This window comes from Agrobacterium sp. GW821-FHT02D03, assembly GCF_059421725.1.
Map to the genome: position 1 here is coordinate 1,622,290 of NZ_JBWKVN010000002.1, position 19,073 is coordinate 1,641,362.

Here is a 19,073-nt window from a genome sequence, read left to right on the forward strand (position 1 = left end):
GCTGCCAGACTGCCCAGAATTGAAGCGCTGCCTATCGAAGGCGCAATAACTGGGAGTTGAACATGTCACGCACCACTGTCGTCGGAGCCTGCCCGCATGACTGTCCAGATACCTGTTCCATCCTGACCACTGTCGAGGACGGCAAGGCGATCGCAGTTCGCGGCAATCCAGACCATCCCTTCACGCGCGGGCGTCTCTGCGTAAAGGTCAACAACTATCAGGATCGCGTTTACAGCGACAAGCGCGTGCTCTACCCCATGCGGCGCTCCGGCCCGAAAGGCAGCGGCCAGTTCACCCGGATCACCTGGGATGAGGCGCTGGCGGAGATCGCCGCGAAGTTCAAGGACATCATCGCGACCGATGGCGCCCAGGCAATACTTCCTTATAGCTATCTCGGAACGCAGGGCATCATCAACGGTCTGAATGTCGGAGATCCCCTGTTCAACAAGCTCGGCGCAACGGTCAGCGAGCGCACCTTCTGCGATTCCGGCTCCTGCACGGCCTACATGATGACCATCGGCCACACGCCCGGGGTTGATCCGGAGGCCTTCATCCACTCGAAATACATCATCCTCTGGGCCTGCAATACGCTCAGCACAAACTCGCATCACTGGCCCTTCATCGAGCAGGCAAAGAAGAACGGCGCGAAGCTGGTGGTGATCGACCCCGTGCGCACCCGGACAGCACGCTTGGCTGATTGGCATATTCCAATCCGGCCGGGGACGGACGGCGCGCTGGCGATGGCAATGATGCATATCATCATCAAGGAAGGACTGATCGACCGCGACTATATCGATGCGCACACGGCGGGCTTTGCCGAACTCGCCGAGCGTGTGGAGCAATATACGCCGGAATTCGCCTCTGCCGAAACCGGCATCCCGCTGGAAGATATTTATCAGCTGACGCGGGAATACGCCTCCACCCCGCCTGCTGTCATCCGCATCGGCGTTGCGGTGGAGCGCCATGCCGGCGGCGGCCAAACGGTACGCTCCATTGCCTGTCTGCCAGCTCTGATTGGCGCCTGGAAGCATGTCGGGGGTGGGCTTCTGCAATTGCCGATCTGGGCATTCCCCGTCAACTGGGGTGGATTGATGCGCCCAGACCTTCAGCCTGAAAAAATGCGGGTGATCAATTCCTGGCAGCTTGGCCCGGCGTTAATTGGCGAGCTCCCGCTCGATCCACCTATCCGCTCGCTCTTCGTATACAATGCGAACCCTATGTCGATGGTGAGCCAGCAGGGCAAGCTGGAAGCTGGTCTCGCGCGTGACGATCTCTTCACTGTCGTCAGCGAGCACTTCATGACCGATACCGCCCGCTACGCGGATATTCTTCTGCCGGCTACGACCCAACTCGAGCAGAAGGATATTATGTTTTCCTGGGGCCATCTCTATTTGTCTTACAACAATCCGGCGATTGAGCCGCTGGGTGAAGCCGTGCCGAACACCGAGCTATTCCGGCGTCTTGCCGGAGCGCTCGGGATCGACGACCCATTCTTCCATCGCTCGGATGACGAAATGATCGCGCAGTCCATGGACTGGACGAGCCCTGTGATGGAAGGCATCGACCTGGAGACGCTGAAAGAAAAGGGCTACCTGCGGCTGAGCATGCCCGTTGCAGGTGAATGGGCGCCACACCGAGACGGCAACTTTCCGACGCCGACAGGAAAATGCGAGTTCAAATCGACGCTTGCCGAGACCGGCAACTTCGTCGCCCCGCTCTTCCGCCAGGGTTATAATGGCGACCAGTCGGGAGAGCCTGTCGATCCGCTGCCGCACTATATCGCGCCGAACGAGAGCCCTGCCAGTGCCCCGGCACTTGCCGGTAAATATCCGTTGAGTCTCATTTCCCCAAAGAGCCATGCCTTTCTCAACTCGAACTACGGCAACCTGCCTGCACAGCTAGCTCAGGCCGGTGAAGAACAAGCCGTTATCCTCCATCCGAGCGACGCCGATCTTCGCGGCATCACCGCCGGTACGCCTATCCGCGTCTTCAATGATCGCGGCGTCTTCGAGGCTTTTGCGACGGTTTCGCAAGATGTGATGCCAGGTGTGGTGGTCGCACCTGCCGGTTACTGGCAGCGCTCGAACCGCCGCGGGCCGACCGTCCACGCGCTGACGCCGCCGGCATTCGCCGATCTCGGACGCGCGCCGACCTTCTCGGATGTGCTGGTCGAGGTGGCTCCAACGTGAGAGCCCCTATCGGTTTCGCACCAATTGGATTTTTGAAAGGGCATAATAGACATGACCTATGTCGTGACTGATCAATGCACGGGATGTCGCTACACGGAATGCGTGACCGTGTGTCCCGTCGAATGCTTTCATCTCGATGATGAAATGACCTATATCGATCCCGAAAATTGCATCGACTGCGGTGGCTGCGTGCCAGCCTGTCCAGTCGGCGCGATCCAGGCGTCCTATTTGCTTGCGCCCGAACAGCAGAAGTGGATCGAGATCAATCGTCGTCGGGCGGCGGAAACGCCTGTGATTACCAGCCGTCTCGCACCGCTTCCCGGTGCCGACGAGCGAAAAAAGGCGCTCGGCCTATGACGACGCCGCAGTATCGCGTTGCCATTGTTGGGGCCGGACCGAGCGGTTTCTACGCTGCGGAAGCCCTTTTGCGCGCGCAGAAGGATGTTGCCGTCGATCTGTTCGAGCGGCTGCCTGTCCCCTATGGCCTGGTGCGCTTCGGCGTCGCCCCCGATCATCCGAAGCTCAAGCAAGTCACAGCCGTTTTCGACCGGATCGCTGCCATGCCCGGCTTTCGCTTCGTCGGCGGTGTCGATGTGGGAACGGATATTAGCATCGCGGCGCTGCGGCGTGCCTATCATGCCGTTGTCCTTGCGACAGGCGCGTCGCTCGGTCGGGAGATTGGCCTGCCTGGCGAGAAACTGGCGGGTAACCGACAGGCAAGTGACTTTGTCGGCTGGTACAACGGCCATCCCGACCATCGTGACCTTGCTTTCGATTTTTCAGGTGAGCGGGCTGTGGTCATCGGACATGGCAATGTCGCGCTCGACGTGGCGCGCATTCTCCTCAAGACGCCGGATGAATTGCGCCAGACGGATATCGCCTCGCATGCGCTGGAGGCACTTGCCGAAAGCCGGGTTCGCGACGTGCATCTCATCGGGCGGCGCGGCCCAAGCGAAACTCGATTTTCGGCTAAGGAGCTGGGCGAGTTCGATACTTTGACGGCCTGTGATCCGGGAGTTGATCCATCCGATCTACCGGCCGATGCCTTCTCGCATGGCGATGGCTTCGACATAGAGCGAAAAGCCTCGTTGGACCTCCTTGAGCGCTTTTCCCGCCGTGTCGCGACCAAGGAACGACGATGCCTCTTCCGCTTCCACCTCGAACCCGTCTGCTTTGAAGGCGGTGAAGGGGTTCAAAGCGCCGTCTTCAGGCGCAACTGTGTGGAAGGAGCGCCGGAGGAATGCATTAGGATCGACACGAAGCTAGTGTTTCTCAGCGTCGGCCGCCGAACGTCACCGATCGAAGGTATCGCCTACGATGGATCGCGCGGCGTTCACGCTAACCGAGGCGGCCGCCTGATGGTCCACGATCGGATCGATCACGGCCTCTATACGTGCGGTTGGAGCAAGCGTGGCCCACAGGGAACTATTGGCACCAACCGCGCCTGTGCGCTCGATACCGTGGAGAAGATTCTTGTTGATCTCGATAGCCTGCCGTCGCCGGAACCAGGCGCCATTGACAGGCTCGTCTCTTCCATTGGCAGACGGCACGGAGTGCCCCTCGATTTCGATGCCTGGCGGATTATTGATAGCGCAGAGGTAGCGCGCGGCTGTGTTAACGGCAAGCCACGCGAGAAGTTTGTGTCGGTGGACGACATGGTCGCTACAGCGCGAGGAAGGGGGATCGCATGCTGATGGAAACCTCTCAGGCCTCTGCTCGTCCTCTCGTGGACACCTTTGGCCGCAGCGTCAGCTATTTGCGTCTGTCTGTCACCGACCGTTGCGATCTGCGCTGCGTCTATTGCATGCCGGAGCGAATGATCTTCATGCAAAGGCAACACCTTCTGTCCTTGGAAGAACTGGAGCGGGTCGCGCGCGCCTTTATCCAACTTGGCGTGACCAAGATCCGCATCACCGGCGGAGAACCGTTGGTGCGCAAAAATGTCATGACCTTGTTTAACAACCTCTCGCCGCTTCTGCGGGAGGGCTCCTTGAAAGAACTAACGCTCACCACCAACGCCACACGGCTTGCAGATCATGCAGCGGCGCTGGCAGAGGCCGGCGTGAGGCGTGTCAACGTGTCCCTCGACACGCTCGATCCTCAGCGTTTCACCGAACTCACACGCGGTGGGTCACTGACAACAGTTCTCAAGGGGATCGAGGCCGCACGGCTTGTGGGGCTCGCCATCAAGATCAACACTGTTGCGTTGAAGGGTGTAACGGAAAAAGAGGTGGATCAACTCATCCGTTTCGCCCACGGAGATGGTATGGACTTGACGCTCATCGAAACGATGCCTCTGGGGGAAACCGGCGAGGATCGGCTGGCTCAGTATCTACCGCTAGACAGCTTGCGCCGCCAGATGGAAGAGCGTTGGACGCTCAATCCCGTTGCTCTACGCACAGGCGGCCCGGCACGGTATGCTCGCATCGAAGAAACCGGTGGTTTGGTTGGCTTCATCACGCCGCTCACCCACAATTTCTGTGAAGGTTGCAACCGCGTTCGGGTCACTGCCGCAGGCTTGCTGCATACCTGTCTTGGGCAAGAGGATGCCGCCGACTTGAAAGACGTCATGCGCGCTTCACAGGACGACAGAATGTTGGTGGATGGCATCCGCGCCGCGATCCAAAGCAAACCAAGAGGCCATGACTTCGTTCTGGACCGAATGTCGGCGCCCACAATCGCTCGTCATATGTCGAACACGGGCGGATGACGACTGACAAGAATGGCTCCACGGCCCGGCTTGACTGTCGCCGGCCGCAGGCTTCCACGGCTGGCTAACGTCGCTTGGCCCCAAATCGCTTGCAAACCTCTTGGTAGACGTTAACCTAGCGATATATCGCGCGTGCCACATGCGGCGAAATGATTGGAGTTCCGCCCTTGGTAGACTTACCCTATATGCTTTTGACGGGTGCTAGTCGTGGGATCGGGCACGCTACAGTCAAGCTGTTCTTGCAGCACGGCTGGCGAGTATTGACGGTGTCGCGGCAGCCATTTTCGGAGGAATGCCGCTGGCCATCGGCTCGCGAAAGCCATATTCAGGCCGATCTCGCCGACCTTTCCGGTATTGACGACTTGGTCCAAATGGTACGCAGTCGTCTTCCTGATGGCAAGCTGGCGGCGCTGGTAAACAATGCAGGTATCTCGCCGAAGGGGCCTGAAGGCAGCCGCCTTGGGGTGGCCGAAACCGATGCGGCGACCTGGACAAAAATTCTGAATGTCAACCTGGTTTCCACCGCTCTCCTTGCTCGCGCGCTACTGCCTGAACTCCAGGCCGCGCGCGGTTCCATCGTCAATGTGACATCGATTGCGGGCTCTCGCGTCCATCCCTTCGCCGGGGTTGCCTATGCCGCGTCCAAGGCCGGACTGGCCGCGCTTACCCGTGAACTTGCGCACGAATTCGGGCCCCGCGGTGTTCGAGCCAATGCGATTGCTCCGGGCGAGATTGCCACCTCCATTCTGTCTCCCGGCACAGATGAGCTCGTGGAGGCCGAGGTGCCGCTGGGGAGGCTCGGTACGACGGACGAAGTTGCCAGGACCATCTACTTTCTCTGTACCGAACAGTCATCCTACATCAATGGCGCAGAAATCCACATCAACGGCGGACAGCACGTCTGATGTTACGAAACGATCTGGCCATGGGAGTGTCGCTGTTCGCCTCCTGGGCAATTTCGGCAACAGCCAGCACTGAGGCGCTGTTCGTCATTTGACACGCATAAGCTCTCTCTCTTTTCAGTGTCTATGCATCGGCTGAGGCGTGCCTTTTAGTAGCCGCTGTCTCGATCACCTTCATTGAGTGGCGGCATTCCCGCCAACACGCGTGTCGCATTCTCGAAGATCTGCGCGACGACGTCTTTGGGATCTGGCATGGACGCGATGTGAGGCGTTGTGAAGATCTTGGGATGATCCCACAGGGGGCTCTCCTCGGGTAGCGGTTCTTTCGCGAAAACGTCGAGTACAGCTCCGCGAAGGTGGCCGCTGTCGATTGCTTCGATCAGATCAGCTTCGACCAGGTGCTCGCCGCGGCCCATGTTGATGATTGCAGCTCCTTTCGGGAGATGGGCGAACAGCTTGGCATTCATAATTCCGCGCGTGGCGCCGGTGAGGGGAAGCAGGCAGATCACCGCGTTGCAACCGGAGAGAAACACCGGCAGTTGCTCGTCACCGTAATAGGTGATGATGCCCGCTTCTTCCTTGGGTGAGCGTGCCCATGCGCGGACATTGTAGTTGAGGGCAAGAAGGCTGCGTCCTACGGTCCGCCCGATCGCACCAAATCCTAGTATGCCAACCGAGTAATCGCGTGCCGGGATCTGCGAAGGGCGTTCCCAGCATTTCAGTGTGGCATTTTGCAAATGTCGGTCCATCTCGCGATGAAACAACAGGACCGACCAGATGGCATATTCTGCCATACCAAGCGCATGCCGGTCGTCCACCACACGGCAAACTGGGAGAGAAGGGAGGCGTGGATCGGCGAAAATGTTGTCCAGGCCGGCAGCGATACTATGGACCAATCTAAGGTTTGGCATAGTAGCAAGAAGCCCGTGAGGCGGATTCCAGGCGACCGCAACGTCGGCGGTCTCAAATCCAGCCTCTGGATAAATGCTGAGTCTCGCGCCCAGCCCGGACGCATTGAAGGCGTCTTTCAGAAAGCTGAGGTCGAGAGTGCTACTGATTAGAGCTATGTGCGGCTTCTGATTTAGTGCCTCATTCATCGTCTCAATCCTGTCCAAGCCCGTTCCAGGGTAGCGCATTTTTGGCACAAAGCCGCAAACGCGTGCTATCCGCTTAATTTTTAATCCACATTTTAGTGAGTTCAACTTTTATGCAAAAATGGCGCAGTCTTGCTTGACACCCAGCGCTTATGGGAGTCAAGATGATGTACCAATATATTGGTATATTGTTACTGCGATGAGATCGCAAAGTGACGTCTGCAAGAAACGAAAATCCATAAGGGGAACTTCATGCGACGACTGATTTCTGCATCCCTAGCCATTTTCATGATGACAACCGCTGCATCAGCGCAGGCTGTTCCAGGGGGTAAACTGAACCTGATCGTTCAGCCCGAACCGCCAAGCGTTATGATCGGCACCACAACAAATGGGCCGGCCCTACTGGTCGGTGGCAATATCTACGAAAGCCTGCTCCGCTACGATGAAAACCTCAAGCCCGAGCCATCGCTCGCCAAATCCTGGACCATTTCCGACGATGGCCTGACCTATACGTTTACGTTGCAGGATGGCGTGAAATGGCACGACGGCAAGCCGATGACATCGGCTGACGTTCTGTTCTCCGCCAACGACTATCTTATGAAGATGCAGCCGCGTCATCGCAACTTAATGACCCATGTGGAAAGCGTGACCGCGCCCGACGAAAAGACCGTCGTGTTCAAGCTGAAGCAACCTTTCGAAGCCTTTATCCGCGGATTGGCCTTCTACACGATGCCGATCGTGCCCAAGCACATTTACGAAGGTACCGACTACGCGACGAACCCAGCCAACGACAAGCCGATCGGAACGGGCCCTTTCAAATTCGACGAATGGAAGCGTGGCAGCTACATCCATCTCGTCAAGAACAATGACTATTACATTAAGGGCAAGCCTTACCTCGATGAGCTGTACTATCAGGTCATTCCAGACGGTGCGTCGCGGTCCGTTGCATTCGAGACAGGCAAAGTCGATGTCTTACCGGGCGGATCGGTTGAGAATTTCGACATTCCCAGACTGAAGGATTTGCCCAACAGTTGCATAACGGAAAAAGGCTGGGAGTACTTCGCTCCGCTATCGTGGCTATGGTTGAACAACCGCAAGGCACCGATGGATAATGTGAAATTCCGTCAGGCAGTGATGTACGCGCTCGATCGCGAGTTTGCCAAAGACGTTTTGTGGAACGGCTATGGAAAGGTTGCAACCGGTCCACTGTCGTCAAAATTGCCCTTCTACAAGGATGTTGAACCGCATTATCCACACGACGTCGATAAGGCCAAAGCACTGCTTAAGGAGGCCGGCTATGACGGCAAGCCTCTGAAGCTTCTCCCGCTACCATATGGTGAAACATGGCAGCGCTGGGCAGAAGCGGTGAAGCAGAATCTTGAGGAAGTCGGTATTCCGATCGAGATCGAAGCCACGGACGTTGCGGGTTGGAATCAGCGCACGTCGAACTGGGATTACGACATCGCCTTCACATATCTTTACCAGAATGGCGACCCGGCCATAGGCGTGGATCGCAACTACAAGACCTCTCAGATCGCAAAGGGCAACCCGTTCAACAATGTCGAGGGCTATTCCAACCCGGAACTCGACAAGCTGTTCGAACAGGCAGCCGTCGCCTATCCAGCCTCCAAGCGTCAGGAACTCTACGATCAAGTCCAGAAGAAGCTTCAGGAAGACGTGCCGGTCGCCTGGCTGCTCGAGCTCGGTTTCCCGACGATCTATAACTGCAAGGTTCAAGACATCGTCACGACGGCGTCAGGCCTTCCGGAATCCATGCGCGACGCCTGGATCAAGAAGTAAGTCGATATTTGGCGGAGATCAGTCTCCGCCAATCATTCAGACCGAAAACCCTAGTCGGAGCCACGCTCATGCTCAGATTCATCTCGGGGCGCCTGTTAAAGGCAGCCGTGATCTTGATCTGTATCACCGTGCTCAACTTCTTTCTCATTCATGCTGCGCCGGGAGACCCGGCTTCGGTGATGGCGGGAGAAGCAGGTGATGCCGATCCCGCCTTCCTTCAACAGCTCCGAGAACGGTTTGGTCTCGATCAGCCACTTTATGTGCAGCTTTGGATCTATGTGTCTTCGGTCCTTCGGCTTGATCTCGGTTACTCCTACCGTCAGCAGCTACCGGTGCTTCAGCTCATTAGCGAACGTTTGCCGGCGACGTTGCTTCTCTCACTCTCCGCTTTTGTGATCTCGCTCGGTCTCGGTGTTGCGGCTGGCGCTTTTGCTTCTGCCCGGCAAGGAAAGTGGGCCGACACGATCATCTCGCTTGTGGCGCTGATCTTCTACGCGACACCGCTGTTCTGGCTGGCGCTGATGGGCGTCTTACTGTTCTCCGTCGAACTCGGCTGGCTACCCGGCTTCGGTTACGAAACGGTCGGGGCCAACTACACTGGCGTTGCCCGTATGCTTGACATATTGCGGCACCTTATCTTACCCGCCATGACGCTCGGCCTGTTTTTCATGGCCGTCTATGCCCGCATGACCCGCGCCTCGATGTTGGAGGTTGGCAGGCTCGATTTCGTCAAGACTGCGAAGGCCAAGGGTCTGCGTCCAGGCATCATCCAGCGCCGCCATGTGCTGCGCAACGCTCTCTTGCCGGTCGTAACCCTTGCCGGTTTGCAGGCAGGTCAGTTGGTCGGTGGAGCCGTGCTGATCGAGACTGTCTTCGCGTGGCCGGGCATCGGCCGGCTGATGTTCGATGCATTGTCGCAACGAGACTATAATCTTTTGCTTGGTGTGTTTGTCGTCTCCGCCGCGATGGTCCTGCTCTTCAACCTCATCACCGACGTGCTTTACCGCCTCGTCGATCCGCGCATCAAGGTGGCGTCATGAAGGATTTCTGGAAACGCTTTTCGCAGAATCGCGGTGCTGTCGTCGGCCTCGTTATTTTGCTCCTGGTCGTCATTGTATCGATCGTTGCTCCCTTCCTTTACACCAAATCCCCCTGGGCAATGGTCCAGCGGCCGTTCATTCCGCCTTTCACCATGGATGCCTTCTTCCTCGGTACGGATCCGATGGGGCGTGATCTCGCTGCAGGTCTCGCTTACGGTGCCAGGGTGTCGCTTCTCGTTGGTCTTGTCTCGACCGTGGTCTCTCTGCTGATCGGTATTCCGATCGGTGCGATCGCCGGTTACTTCGGCGGTTGGGTCGATGATGTGCTGATGAGGTTCACCGAGTTCTTCCAAAGCGTTCCGAGCTTCGCGCTTGCAGTGGTACTGGTGGCCATTTTTCAGCCGAGCATCTATTCGATCGTGATCTCGATCGCCATCGTCTCCTGGCCTCCTGTCGCCCGCCTTTTGCGCGGCGAGGTGATGTCGCTCCGGTCGCGTGAATTTGTCGAGGCAGCTGTTCTTTCCGGCCAAAGGCACTCAACGATCATCTGGCGGCAAATTCTGCCGAATACACTTTCGCCGATCATCGTGCTTGCCTCAATGATGGTGGCTGCGGCGATCCTGATCGAAAGTTCGCTTTCGTTTCTCGGATTGGGCGATCGCAACATCATGTCCTGGGGTTACATCATCGGCGCCGGTCGCACCGTGATCCGCCAGGCCTGGTGGGTGAGCTTTTTCCCCGGCCTTGCAATCCTGTTGACTGTGCTGGCGCTGAACCTAGTCGGGGAGGGGCTGAACGATGCCCTCAACCCTCGCCTTCCGCGAAAGGGGAAGTAAATATGGCCGACACCATAAATACCGATGACGTGAGCTTTGAAGGGACTGCTTCGGCCGTTCTTCATCCGGGAGCGCTGGAGAAAGAAGGGCGCGGTGACCCGGTCGTCCATATCGACCGGCTGAGCATCGCATTACCGGATGGCGCAGACCGGCCCTTTGCAGTCGACCGTGTCAGCTTCAAGCTCTTTCCTGGCGAGATGCTTTGCGTGGTCGGCGAAAGTGGCTCAGGCAAATCGATGTCTGCCAATGCGCTGATGGGACTATTACCGGATACGGTGCGCGTGGCGCAGGGCCGCATCCTCCTAGGCACGACGGATCTCGTTACCATGCCAGCCGGCGCGCTCTACGCCGTTCGAGGGCGCCGCGTTGCGATGATTTTTCAGGAACCGATGTCTGCGCTCAACCCGCTGATGAAGGTTTCGGCGCAGATCGAGGAGGTTTTCGAAGCGCATGGGTTGCTGACACCAAAGGAGCGAAAAGAAAAAGCACTGTCGCTTCTTACGGAAGTCGGCCTGCCAGATCCGCCGCGTGTTGCAGCCAGCTACCCGTTCCAGCTTTCCGGCGGTCAGCGCCAACGCGTTATGATTGCCATGGCGCTGGCGTTGGAACCGGAGGTGCTGATCGCAGACGAGCCGACCACCGCGCTCGATGTGACGACGCAGGCGCAAATTTTGAAACTGATCGCCAAGCTCCAGAAGGAGCGCAATATGGCGGTCATGTTCATTACCCATGATTTCGGCGTCGTAGCCGAGATCGCCGACTATGTCAGCGTCATGCAGCTCGGTCGAATAGTCGAACAGGGGACAGCGGAAGAAGTCCTTTTCTCGCCGAGACACCCCTATACGAAGAAGCTGATCGCTGCCATTCCCCGCGCTGGCGAGGGCGTCAAGCACGTTGACGACCGGGAGCCACTGCTCACTGTCGAGAACCTTTCGAAGGTTTATCGTATGGGCACGGGGCTGTTCTCCAAGGTGCGCGAGGTGAATGCGGTCAAGAACGCGTCCTTCACACTTTGCCGTGGCGAAACGCTGGGCATTGTGGGGGAAAGCGGGTCCGGTAAATCCTCAGTGGGACGTTGTCTCGTACGGCTGCAAGATCCCAGCAGCGGGCGCATCTTGCTTGGCGGTCAAGACATGGCGCATTTGAAAGGCGAAGAACTGCGGACCATGCGCCGGCGGATGCAAATGATTTTTCAAGATCCTTACTCATCGCTCAATCCGCGCGAAAAAGTCGGGCGCATCATTGCCTCAGGGCCTATTGCTTATGGCGAAGATGAAAAGAAGGCGTTGGCACGCGCGGCCGAATTGATGGAGATGGTCGGTCTCGATCCGAAGGCGACGAACCGTTTTCCGCACGAGTTTTCTGGCGGTCAGCGCCAGCGTATCGGCATTGCGCGGGCGCTGGCGCTCGAACCTGAGATCATCATCGCCGATGAGGCCGTTTCAGCCCTTGACGTGTCGATCCAGGCCCAGGTCCTGGAACTGCTGGGCCAGCTCAAGAAAGACCTCGATCTCTCTCTCGTCTTCATCACTCATGACCTTCGCGTAGCGGCAAAGATCTGCGACCGTGTGATGGTGATGCAGAAGGGCGAGGTGGTCGAACTCGGCTACGGGAACATGATCTTCGATAAACCCCAGCACCCCTACACAAAGAGCCTGATCGAGGCCATTCCCGGTCGGGCGAAGGAAGCGCTCATGACGGCCTAGTGGAATGAATTTGACACTTGATGCCGACGTGAGCCGGCCTTGATGATGAAATGTCAAAATCAGACCACTCGTCCGGTCGATATCAACCAAGTTGGGGGCTTAAGAGCCCGATTGTGGAGCAGTACATGACGATTATGCCGAATTCTGTGGAAGCCCGCGACATCGCCTATCAGATGCATCCGATGGTCAATCTTCGAAAATACGAAAAATCAGGCGGTCTTGTGATCGAGAGCGGCGACGGGATCTATGTCACCGACAATACGGGAAAGCGTTATATCGAGGGACTAGCCGGGCTGTGGTCGGTGGCGCTGGGCTTCGGCGAAAAGCGTCTGGTGGAGGCGGCCAAGGCACAGATGGAGAAGCTGCCCTATTATCATAGCTTCGCCTACAAAACTCACGGGCCTTCGGTCGATCTGGCGGAGATGTTGATCAAGCTCGCTCCCGTGCCGATGTCGAAAGTGCATTTTACATCCTCGGGTTCGGAAGCCAACGACCTTGCCTGCAAGATGGTGTGGTACCGTTCCAATGCGCTTGGCAAGAAAGACAAGAAGAAGATCATCGGCCGGATCAAGGGCTATCATGGCGTGACAATTGCTTCCGGTTCAATCACGGGCCTGCCTCGCAATCATGAAAGCTTCGATCTGCCGCTCGACCGGATGATCCACACGTCATGCCCATCCTACGTGCATTTCGCCTTGGACGGCGAGAGTGAAGCTGATTTCACCAAGCGCATTCTGAATGATCTGGAAGAGCTCATTCTGAAGGAAGGTCCGGAAACGATCGCTGCCTTCTGGGGGGAGCCTGTGATGGGCGCTGGCGGCGTGCTGGTGCCGCCGGATGGTTACTGGGCCGGCGTTCAGGAGATCCTGAAGAAATACGATATTCTTCTTGTCGCTGACGAAGTGATCTGCGGCTTCGGCCGCACGGGCAAGATGTTTGCGTGCGAAACGCTCGGCATTGAGCCGGATGTGCTCGTCGTGTCGAAGCAGATCTCCTCGTCCTACATGCCGCTTTCTGCGATTATCATGAACGATCGCTTTTATCAGCCGATCGCCGATGAATCGGATCGGATCGGCGTCTTCGGTCACGGGTTCACCGCGTCCGGTCATCCCGTCGCGACAGCCGTCGGTCTCGAGAATCTAAAGATCATCCAGGAACGCGACCTTGTCGGCAATGTCGCGCGCCTCGAAGAAAAGTTCCTCCACGGACTGGCGGCTCTTGCCGAACATCCGCTTGTGCATTCGTCGCGCGGCATTGGCCTTCTTGGTGCGCTGGAGGTTAACCCATGGGCGGATGCAAATGCTGGGGACGCCGCTGCGGCGGTTGCGGCGGCATGCCAGAACGAAGGCCTGATCATCCGCAATATTGGAGAAGCGATCTGCTTCTGCCCACCGTTGATTATCACTGCCGAGCAGATCGACGACATGTTTGGTGCCGTCAGTCGCGCACTGGCCACCGTTCAAGCCACGCGCGCCTAAGCCTTGAGGATTGAGATATGGATGTGACGAACAAAACCGACCTCGGCGAGATGACGGCCGTGCAGCTCTCACAGCTCTTCGCCTCGGGCCAGGCGTCCCCCGTGGAGGCCGCAAAGGCATCGCTGGCACGGATCGAGAGGTTCAACCCAAGCGTAAATGCATTCGCTTATGTCGTGCCGGAACTTGCACTGGCAGAAGCGAAAGCATCGGAAGCGCGCTGGAAGAAAGGAGAGCAACTTTCCCCCATCGATGGTGCGCCGACAACAATCAAGGAATTGACCCCCGTGAAGGGTATTCCCTGGCGACGTGGGTCAGCATTGGGTTCGACAATGCCATCGGAGAAAGAGTTTCTCATCATGGAACGCCTGCGCGGCGCTGGCGTCACTGTCCTTGGCACAACAACATCGCCGGAGTTTGGCTGGAAGGGAGTGACCCACGGCCCGGCCTTTGGAAATACGCTCAATCCATGGCGTACAGATCGCGCCTCCGGAGGCTCGTCTGGCGGTGCAGCCGTTGCAGCAGCGCTCAATATGGGTGTCCTGCATGAGGGGTCTGACGGCGCCGGCTCGATCCGTATTCCGGCCTCTTTCTGCGGAACATTCGGTATCAAGCCGACCTATGGCTGGATTCCCTCCGACACGCCGACGCCGCTGTTCGAGCTTGCGCATCGCGGCCCGCTGACTCGGACGGTTGAAGATGCGGCGCTGTTCATGAATGCAACAACGGGTCCAACCCCGAAGGCGATGTATGGCTACTGCCCCACTCCCGTGCCGAACTGGCATGAAGGAACCAAGGCTGCCAACATCAAGGGCATGAAGATCGGTTACAGTCGCAATCTTGGCTACGCCGAGGTCCAGCCGGACGTGGCGGCCGCCGTCGAGCGCGCTGCCAAGCGGCTGGCCGACATGGGTGCCATTATCGAAGAGGTCGATCCGGGGTTCTCCAATCCGCAGGATGCTCTTCTCGCCCTTTGGTACGCCGCCGAAGCCAGAACTGTAGAGTTGATCAATCCAACGGAAGAGCAAAAAGCGCTCATGGATCCGGGCCTGATCCGCATTTATGAGAAAGGCTGTGCCTATACCGCGCGGGACTATGTCGCGGCCGAACAGGTCAGGGCTGATCTTAAAGTGACGATGGCGCTGTTTCATCAGACCTATGACGCGCTCATGCTGCCGACCATGCCGACGACAGCAATTGAGGCAGGTGTGGATTTCCCAGGCGGCATCGAAGGCAAGGACTGGTCTGACTGGTCGCCATTCACCTATCCGTTCAACATGACCGGCCAACCGGCCGTGTCGATACCCTGCGGCTTCGATCAAGGCGGCCTGCCTATTGGTTTGCAGTTTGTTGGCCCGCGCTATCGCGATGACATCGTGCTCGCGCTGGCCGCGGCCTATCAATCGGCCTTTCCGGAGGAGACGATCAGCGCGCCGAGGCTCGCCTGACATCAGACAATGTGCGGGGACCGACGATGGCCCCGTGCCTATCATTCAATGCAATATCGGGGAACGGGAACATGGCTTCCACGGCACACCAGGAAGCGGCAAGTGCGCTTGGCGCGGAGCTGAAGACAAGCGCAACCACCGTGCTTGCGGATCAGGCAGAGCAGATCGCGCGGGAGAAATACGGCTTTGTCGGGAGGGCGGAATGGCTCTGGGGCGAAAAGGACAGCAATTACCGTCTGACGCTCGACAACGGTTCGGAATATCTCCTCAAAATCCTCAATCCGGCCGAAAATCCTGCCATGACCAGCATGCACAGTCAGGCGCTTCTGCATGTCGAAGCTGCCGACCCGGGCATTCCAATCCAAAGGATCATCCGAACGCTCGACGGCGAGGCGGATTTCCGGATGACCGATGATGAAGGTGCCAACCGTGGGGTACGCATGGTTACGTTTGTTCCGGGGAAATCTCAGAAATCGCAGCCGCATTCTGCGATCCAGCGCTATCGCATCGGCGCGTTGTTGGGTCGGATGCAGAAGGCTCTTCAAGGTTTCACACATGAAGCCGCGCATCATCGCATCACCTGGGACATGTCTCACGCAGCGGGGCTGCGGGACTTGCTGTCCATCTTCGGCGACGAAGCGCAACGAAGGAGGCTGGAGGCGGCGATGACCGACTTCGAAAGCCTGATCCTGCCGCGCATAACGCAACTGCCCGCGCAGGTTATCCATAATGATTTCAACATGGAAAACATTCTCGTCAGAGAGGAGAATCCAGACGCGATCAGCGGCATCATCGATTTCGGTGACATGGTGCATGCACCGGTCCTATTCGATGTTGCGGTGGGTGCGGCCTACCAGATGGGGGACGCTGCGGACCCCGTCGAAGCGATGTGCGATTTCCTCAAAGGATATGCGACGGAGAAGCCGCTGTCCGATCAGGAACTCGAACTGATATATCCAGCCATCGTGACGCGCATGCTGATGCGACTTGCGATACAGGAATGGCAAGCCAAACTATTTCCGGAACATAAGGAACGTTACACCCGAAATAGTCCCACCGTCTGGGTACAATTTGCCCGCCTCGATGCATTGCCAAAGGATGATACTATTGCGCGACTAGCAGCGGCTTGCCGCACGTCCGTGGAGAGACCGGCATGAACAAGCCAGCAACGACGATGATCAACGGCTTCGACGCGTCGCGTCTGGCCAGTCTGCCGGAGCGGGAGCGTTCGATGATCGAACGTCGTCAGGCGTTGCTCGGCCCGTCGTACCGATTGTTTTACGAAAATCCTCTACACCTTGTGCGCGGAGACGGTGTCTGGCTCTACGACCCTGACGGAAATGCTTATCTTGACGCGTATAATAATGTGCCCTCGGTAGGCCACTGCCATCCCCGCGTGGTTGCTGCGATTGCCGAACAAGCTGCGGTATTGAACACACATACGCGCTATCTCGACGATAAGATCCTTGCTTACTCGACGAGACTGCTTGCAACATTCCCCGAGGAATTGAACCGGGTCATGTATTGCTGCACCGGTAGCGAAGCTGTTGACCTGGCACTACGCATTGCCGGCTATCAAACCGGTGGAACCGGTATCATCATCACCGAAAACGCTTATCACGGCACGACAGCTGTAACGGCCGCCATCTCTCCATCGCTGGGCCCCAACATGCCGCTTGGCATGCATGTGGTCACCGTGCCGGCACCCAATGCCTATCGTGCCGATGGCGGAGACGTCGGCGACATGTTTGCGCAGGAGGTTTCCAAGGCGATTGCATTCATGCGCCGCCGTGGGATCAAGCCCGCCGCCTTCATCGCCGACAGTATCTTTTCGACCGACGGGATATTCTCGGAGCCAGCTGGCTTTTTGAGAAAAACATTGGAGGTTGTCCATGAGGCCGGGGCACTTTACATCGCCGACGAGGTGCAGCCGGGCTTCGGTCGTACAGGCTCTCACATGTGGGGCTTCATGCGCCATGGCATTGTGCCGGACATCACTGTGATGGGTAAGCCGATGGGCAACGGCATGCCTATCGCCGCTGCGGTGATGAAGAGCGAGGTGCAGGAGCGCTTTGGCCACGACATTCGCTATTTCAACACCTTTGGCGCCAACCACGTTTCGATTGCCGCCGCCAATGCCGTCCTGGACATCATCGAAGACGAGGGGCTGACCGACAATGCGTTGTCGACGGGCAACTACATGCTGGAGAGCATGCGTCAGCTGCAGCAGACATTTGACTGCATCGGAGATGTTCGGGGTGCGGGCCTCTTTCTCGGCCTTGAATTCGTGAGCGATCGCAAGAGCCGCACTCCGGATGGTGCCCGCTCGCTGGCGGTGGTCAATCGTATGCGCGAACATCGCGTCCTCATCAGCGCGGCAGGCATTCACGGCAACACGCTGAAGATCCGTCCACCGCTGCCCTTTGGGCGCGAACACGCCGATATCTTCCTCAATACGCTCGAATCCGTGCTGCACGAAACGAATTGATTTCGAGAATTGCTTTTAGACCATCCAAGGATAGACCATGACAGCGTCACCTGACATTAACGCCGAACGCTTGTGGGCCGACATCATGACGATGGGGGCAATCGGCGCCACCGAGGGCGGCGGCAGCTTTCGCCCGGCCCTTTCTGACGCGGACAGGGAAGGCCGCAACCTGTTTCGTTACTGGGCGCAGGAGGCCGGCCTCACAGTCACGGTAGACGAGATCGGCAACATGTTTGCAAGGCGGGAAGGTGAAGACCCGTCTCTGCCGCCACTGATGATTGGCAGCCATCTCGACACCCAGATGCCCGGTGGCAAATTCGATGGCGTCCTCGGCGTGCTCGCTGGACTTGCTGTTGTGCGATCGTTGAATGCCGGAGGCATTGCGACAAAACGGGCAATCGAGATCGTCAACTTTACCAACGAGGAAGGCGCGCGGTTTCAGCCGGGCATCATGGGGTCCAGCGTTTTTGCCGGGCTCTCGCGGCTCGATGAAGCCTTGTCACGCAAGGACGATGAAGGAACGCTGCTCGGCGACGAGCTTGTTCGCATCGGGTATGCGGGATCCCGTGCAGTCGGTGGTCGACCAGTGCATAAATATTTAGAACTGCATATCGAGCAGGGACCAGAGATGGAGGCGGCCGGTGTAACGATCGCCGCCGTTTCCAATAGTTCCTGGGGTTGCAGCGGATTCATCGATATCAAAGGCGAGAATGGCCATTCGCAGACCGCACCGATGTCAAAGCGTCGGAATGCTCTGGTTGCGGCAGCTCAACTCATTATAGAGATCGAGGCGATAGGCGCGGAGAACGAGCCCGATGGAATGGTGAGCGCCACAGTCATCCGCAATTGGCCGAACAACCGAGTAAACATTCCGCACTTGACCAAGCTATCATATGTCGTCGTTCATGCGACGGAGCCGGGTCGGGCCGCGATTATCAACCGCATCGAGTCTGCTGTAAAACGGATTGCGGATGAGACTGGGCTATCGATAGACAACGCCAATTCGCATTATCGCCAACGGCTGGATCTATCGAGTGAGCTTTGCGGACAGGTAATGGAAGCAGCAGCGGACCGTGGCTATCCATCCATGACGCTGCCGACGCTGACGTCGCATGACGCCCTATCGATGACGCAGATATGCCCCACCGCCATTATCTTCGTCCCCTGCAAAGGTGGCATCTCCCACAGTGAGAAAGAGTGGTGTGAACCATATCAAGTTGCAGCGGGTGCCAGAGTTCTCCTCGACATGACCCTTAAGATCGCCAACGAGCTCTGACGCTCAGCGGCAAGACATCATCCCATGGTACGGGAAACGGGCGATGTGATACTATGTTGTACTTATTGAACTGCGCGAAAGAGGCATTGGGTGAACTTACACACGAAAC

15 protein-coding genes are annotated in these 19,073 nt (G+C 57.8%); 14 read left to right on the top strand and 1 reads right to left on the bottom strand.

Features of this window, described 5'->3' with window-relative positions; genetic code table 11:
* The first annotated feature begins 62 nt into the window (after window positions 1-62).
* From AC07U5_RS20720 to AC07U5_RS20740, 5 genes are all read left to right on the top strand, one after another.
* On the top strand, window positions 63-2,189 hold the full coding sequence (locus AC07U5_RS20720) for a molybdopterin-containing oxidoreductase family protein (protein ID WP_494724118.1): 2,127 nt from the start codon (window positions 63-65) through the stop codon (window positions 2,187-2,189).
* A 51-nt stretch (window positions 2,190-2,240) separates the two neighbouring features.
* Entirely contained in the window at window positions 2,241-2,546 is a 306-nt protein-coding gene (locus tag AC07U5_RS20725) for a ferredoxin family protein (protein WP_062424398.1), read from the top strand.
* Window positions 2,543-3,883, top strand: a complete 1,341-nt coding sequence (locus tag AC07U5_RS20730; RefSeq protein WP_494724119.1) for an FAD-dependent oxidoreductase — start codon at window positions 2,543-2,545, stop codon at window positions 3,881-3,883. Before AC07U5_RS20725 ends, AC07U5_RS20730 begins: the two co-directional genes overlap by 4 nt.
* Window positions 3,883-4,899 (top strand): GTP 3',8-cyclase MoaA, encoded by a 1,017-nt coding sequence (gene moaA, locus AC07U5_RS20735; RefSeq protein WP_494724290.1) that lies wholly within the window; start codon window positions 3,883-3,885, stop codon window positions 4,897-4,899. Before AC07U5_RS20730 ends, moaA begins: the two co-directional genes overlap by 1 nt.
* Window positions 4,900-5,084: 185 nt before the next feature.
* Complete coding sequence (locus AC07U5_RS20740) at window positions 5,085-5,804, top strand: SDR family NAD(P)-dependent oxidoreductase (RefSeq protein WP_113176003.1); 720 nt, start codon at window positions 5,085-5,087, stop codon at window positions 5,802-5,804.
* Window positions 5,805-5,950: 146 nt separating this feature from the next.
* Here AC07U5_RS20740 and AC07U5_RS20745 read toward each other — a convergent pair whose 3' ends face one another.
* Window positions 5,951-6,916 carry a 2-hydroxyacid dehydrogenase gene (locus AC07U5_RS20745; protein ID WP_494724120.1) on the bottom strand — a complete coding sequence of 322 codons (966 nt, stop codon included), beginning with the start codon at window positions 6,914-6,916 and terminating at the stop codon, window positions 5,951-5,953.
* A gap of 231 nt (window positions 6,917-7,147) precedes the next feature.
* Here AC07U5_RS20745 and AC07U5_RS20750 point away from each other — a divergent pair, with 231 nt between their 5' ends.
* The 9 genes from AC07U5_RS20750 (at window position 7,148) to AC07U5_RS20790 (ending at window position 18,964) form a co-directional block, all read left to right on the top strand.
* Complete coding sequence (locus AC07U5_RS20750) at window positions 7,148-8,695, top strand: ABC transporter substrate-binding protein (RefSeq protein WP_062424404.1); 1,548 nt, start codon at window positions 7,148-7,150, stop codon at window positions 8,693-8,695.
* 68 nt (window positions 8,696-8,763) lie between these two features.
* Window positions 8,764-9,735, top strand: a complete 972-nt coding sequence (locus tag AC07U5_RS20755) for an ABC transporter permease (protein ID WP_062424405.1) — start codon at window positions 8,764-8,766, stop codon at window positions 9,733-9,735.
* A complete protein-coding gene (locus AC07U5_RS20760; protein WP_494724121.1) occupies window positions 9,732-10,571 on the top strand; it encodes an ABC transporter permease in 840 nt (279 codons plus the stop codon). The genes AC07U5_RS20755 and AC07U5_RS20760 overlap by 4 nt, the downstream gene beginning before the upstream one ends.
* 2 nt (window positions 10,572-10,573) lie before the next feature.
* Entirely contained in the window at window positions 10,574-12,277 is a 1,704-nt protein-coding gene (locus tag AC07U5_RS20765; protein ID WP_494724122.1) for an ABC transporter ATP-binding protein, read from the top strand.
* Between the two features lie 125 nt (window positions 12,278-12,402).
* Window positions 12,403-13,755, top strand: a complete 1,353-nt coding sequence (locus AC07U5_RS20770; protein ID WP_113226720.1) for an aspartate aminotransferase family protein — start codon at window positions 12,403-12,405, stop codon at window positions 13,753-13,755.
* Between the two features lie 17 nt (window positions 13,756-13,772).
* Window positions 13,773-15,200 (top strand): amidase, encoded by a 1,428-nt coding sequence (locus AC07U5_RS20775; RefSeq protein ID WP_494724123.1) that lies wholly within the window; start codon window positions 13,773-13,775, stop codon window positions 15,198-15,200.
* A 71-nt stretch (window positions 15,201-15,271) separates the two neighbouring features.
* Entirely contained in the window at window positions 15,272-16,357 is a 1,086-nt protein-coding gene (locus tag AC07U5_RS20780; RefSeq protein WP_494724124.1) for a phosphotransferase, read from the top strand.
* Window positions 16,354-17,688 carry an aspartate aminotransferase family protein gene (locus tag AC07U5_RS20785; RefSeq protein WP_494724125.1) on the top strand — a complete coding sequence of 445 codons (1,335 nt, stop codon included), beginning with the start codon at window positions 16,354-16,356 and terminating at the stop codon, window positions 17,686-17,688. Before AC07U5_RS20780 ends, AC07U5_RS20785 begins: the two co-directional genes overlap by 4 nt.
* 37 nt (window positions 17,689-17,725) lie before the next feature.
* Window positions 17,726-18,964: a Zn-dependent hydrolase gene (locus AC07U5_RS20790; protein WP_494724126.1), complete on the top strand. Its 1,239-nt coding sequence runs from the start codon at window positions 17,726-17,728 to the stop codon at window positions 18,962-18,964.
* The last annotated feature ends 109 nt before the right edge of the window (window positions 18,965-19,073 follow it).

Excerpts from the sequence above, each read along its gene's own strand:
- AC07U5_RS20720 (WP_494724118.1), top strand. The coding sequence starts at position 63 with ATGTCACGCACCACTGTCGTCGGAGCCTGCCCGCATGACTGTCCAGAT.
- AC07U5_RS20725 (WP_062424398.1), top strand. The coding sequence starts at position 2,241 with ATGACCTATGTCGTGACTGATCAATGCACGGGATGTCGCTACACGGAA.
- AC07U5_RS20730 (WP_494724119.1), top strand. The coding sequence starts at position 2,543 with ATGACGACGCCGCAGTATCGCGTTGCCATTGTTGGGGCCGGACCGAGC.
- moaA (WP_494724290.1), top strand. The coding sequence starts at position 3,883 with ATGGAAACCTCTCAGGCCTCTGCTCGTCCTCTCGTGGACACCTTTGGC.
- AC07U5_RS20740 (WP_113176003.1), top strand. The coding sequence starts at position 5,085 with ATGCTTTTGACGGGTGCTAGTCGTGGGATCGGGCACGCTACAGTCAAG.
- AC07U5_RS20750 (WP_062424404.1), top strand. The coding sequence starts at position 7,148 with ATGCGACGACTGATTTCTGCATCCCTAGCCATTTTCATGATGACAACC.
- AC07U5_RS20755 (WP_062424405.1), top strand. The coding sequence starts at position 8,764 with ATGCTCAGATTCATCTCGGGGCGCCTGTTAAAGGCAGCCGTGATCTTG.
- AC07U5_RS20760 (WP_494724121.1), top strand. The coding sequence starts at position 9,732 with ATGAAGGATTTCTGGAAACGCTTTTCGCAGAATCGCGGTGCTGTCGTC.
- AC07U5_RS20765 (WP_494724122.1), top strand. The coding sequence starts at position 10,574 with ATGGCCGACACCATAAATACCGATGACGTGAGCTTTGAAGGGACTGCT.
- AC07U5_RS20770 (WP_113226720.1), top strand. The coding sequence starts at position 12,403 with ATGACGATTATGCCGAATTCTGTGGAAGCCCGCGACATCGCCTATCAG.
- AC07U5_RS20775 (WP_494724123.1), top strand. The coding sequence starts at position 13,773 with ATGGATGTGACGAACAAAACCGACCTCGGCGAGATGACGGCCGTGCAG.
- AC07U5_RS20780 (WP_494724124.1), top strand. The coding sequence starts at position 15,272 with ATGGCTTCCACGGCACACCAGGAAGCGGCAAGTGCGCTTGGCGCGGAG.
- AC07U5_RS20785 (WP_494724125.1), top strand. The coding sequence starts at position 16,354 with ATGAACAAGCCAGCAACGACGATGATCAACGGCTTCGACGCGTCGCGT.
- AC07U5_RS20790 (WP_494724126.1), top strand. The coding sequence starts at position 17,726 with ATGACAGCGTCACCTGACATTAACGCCGAACGCTTGTGGGCCGACATC.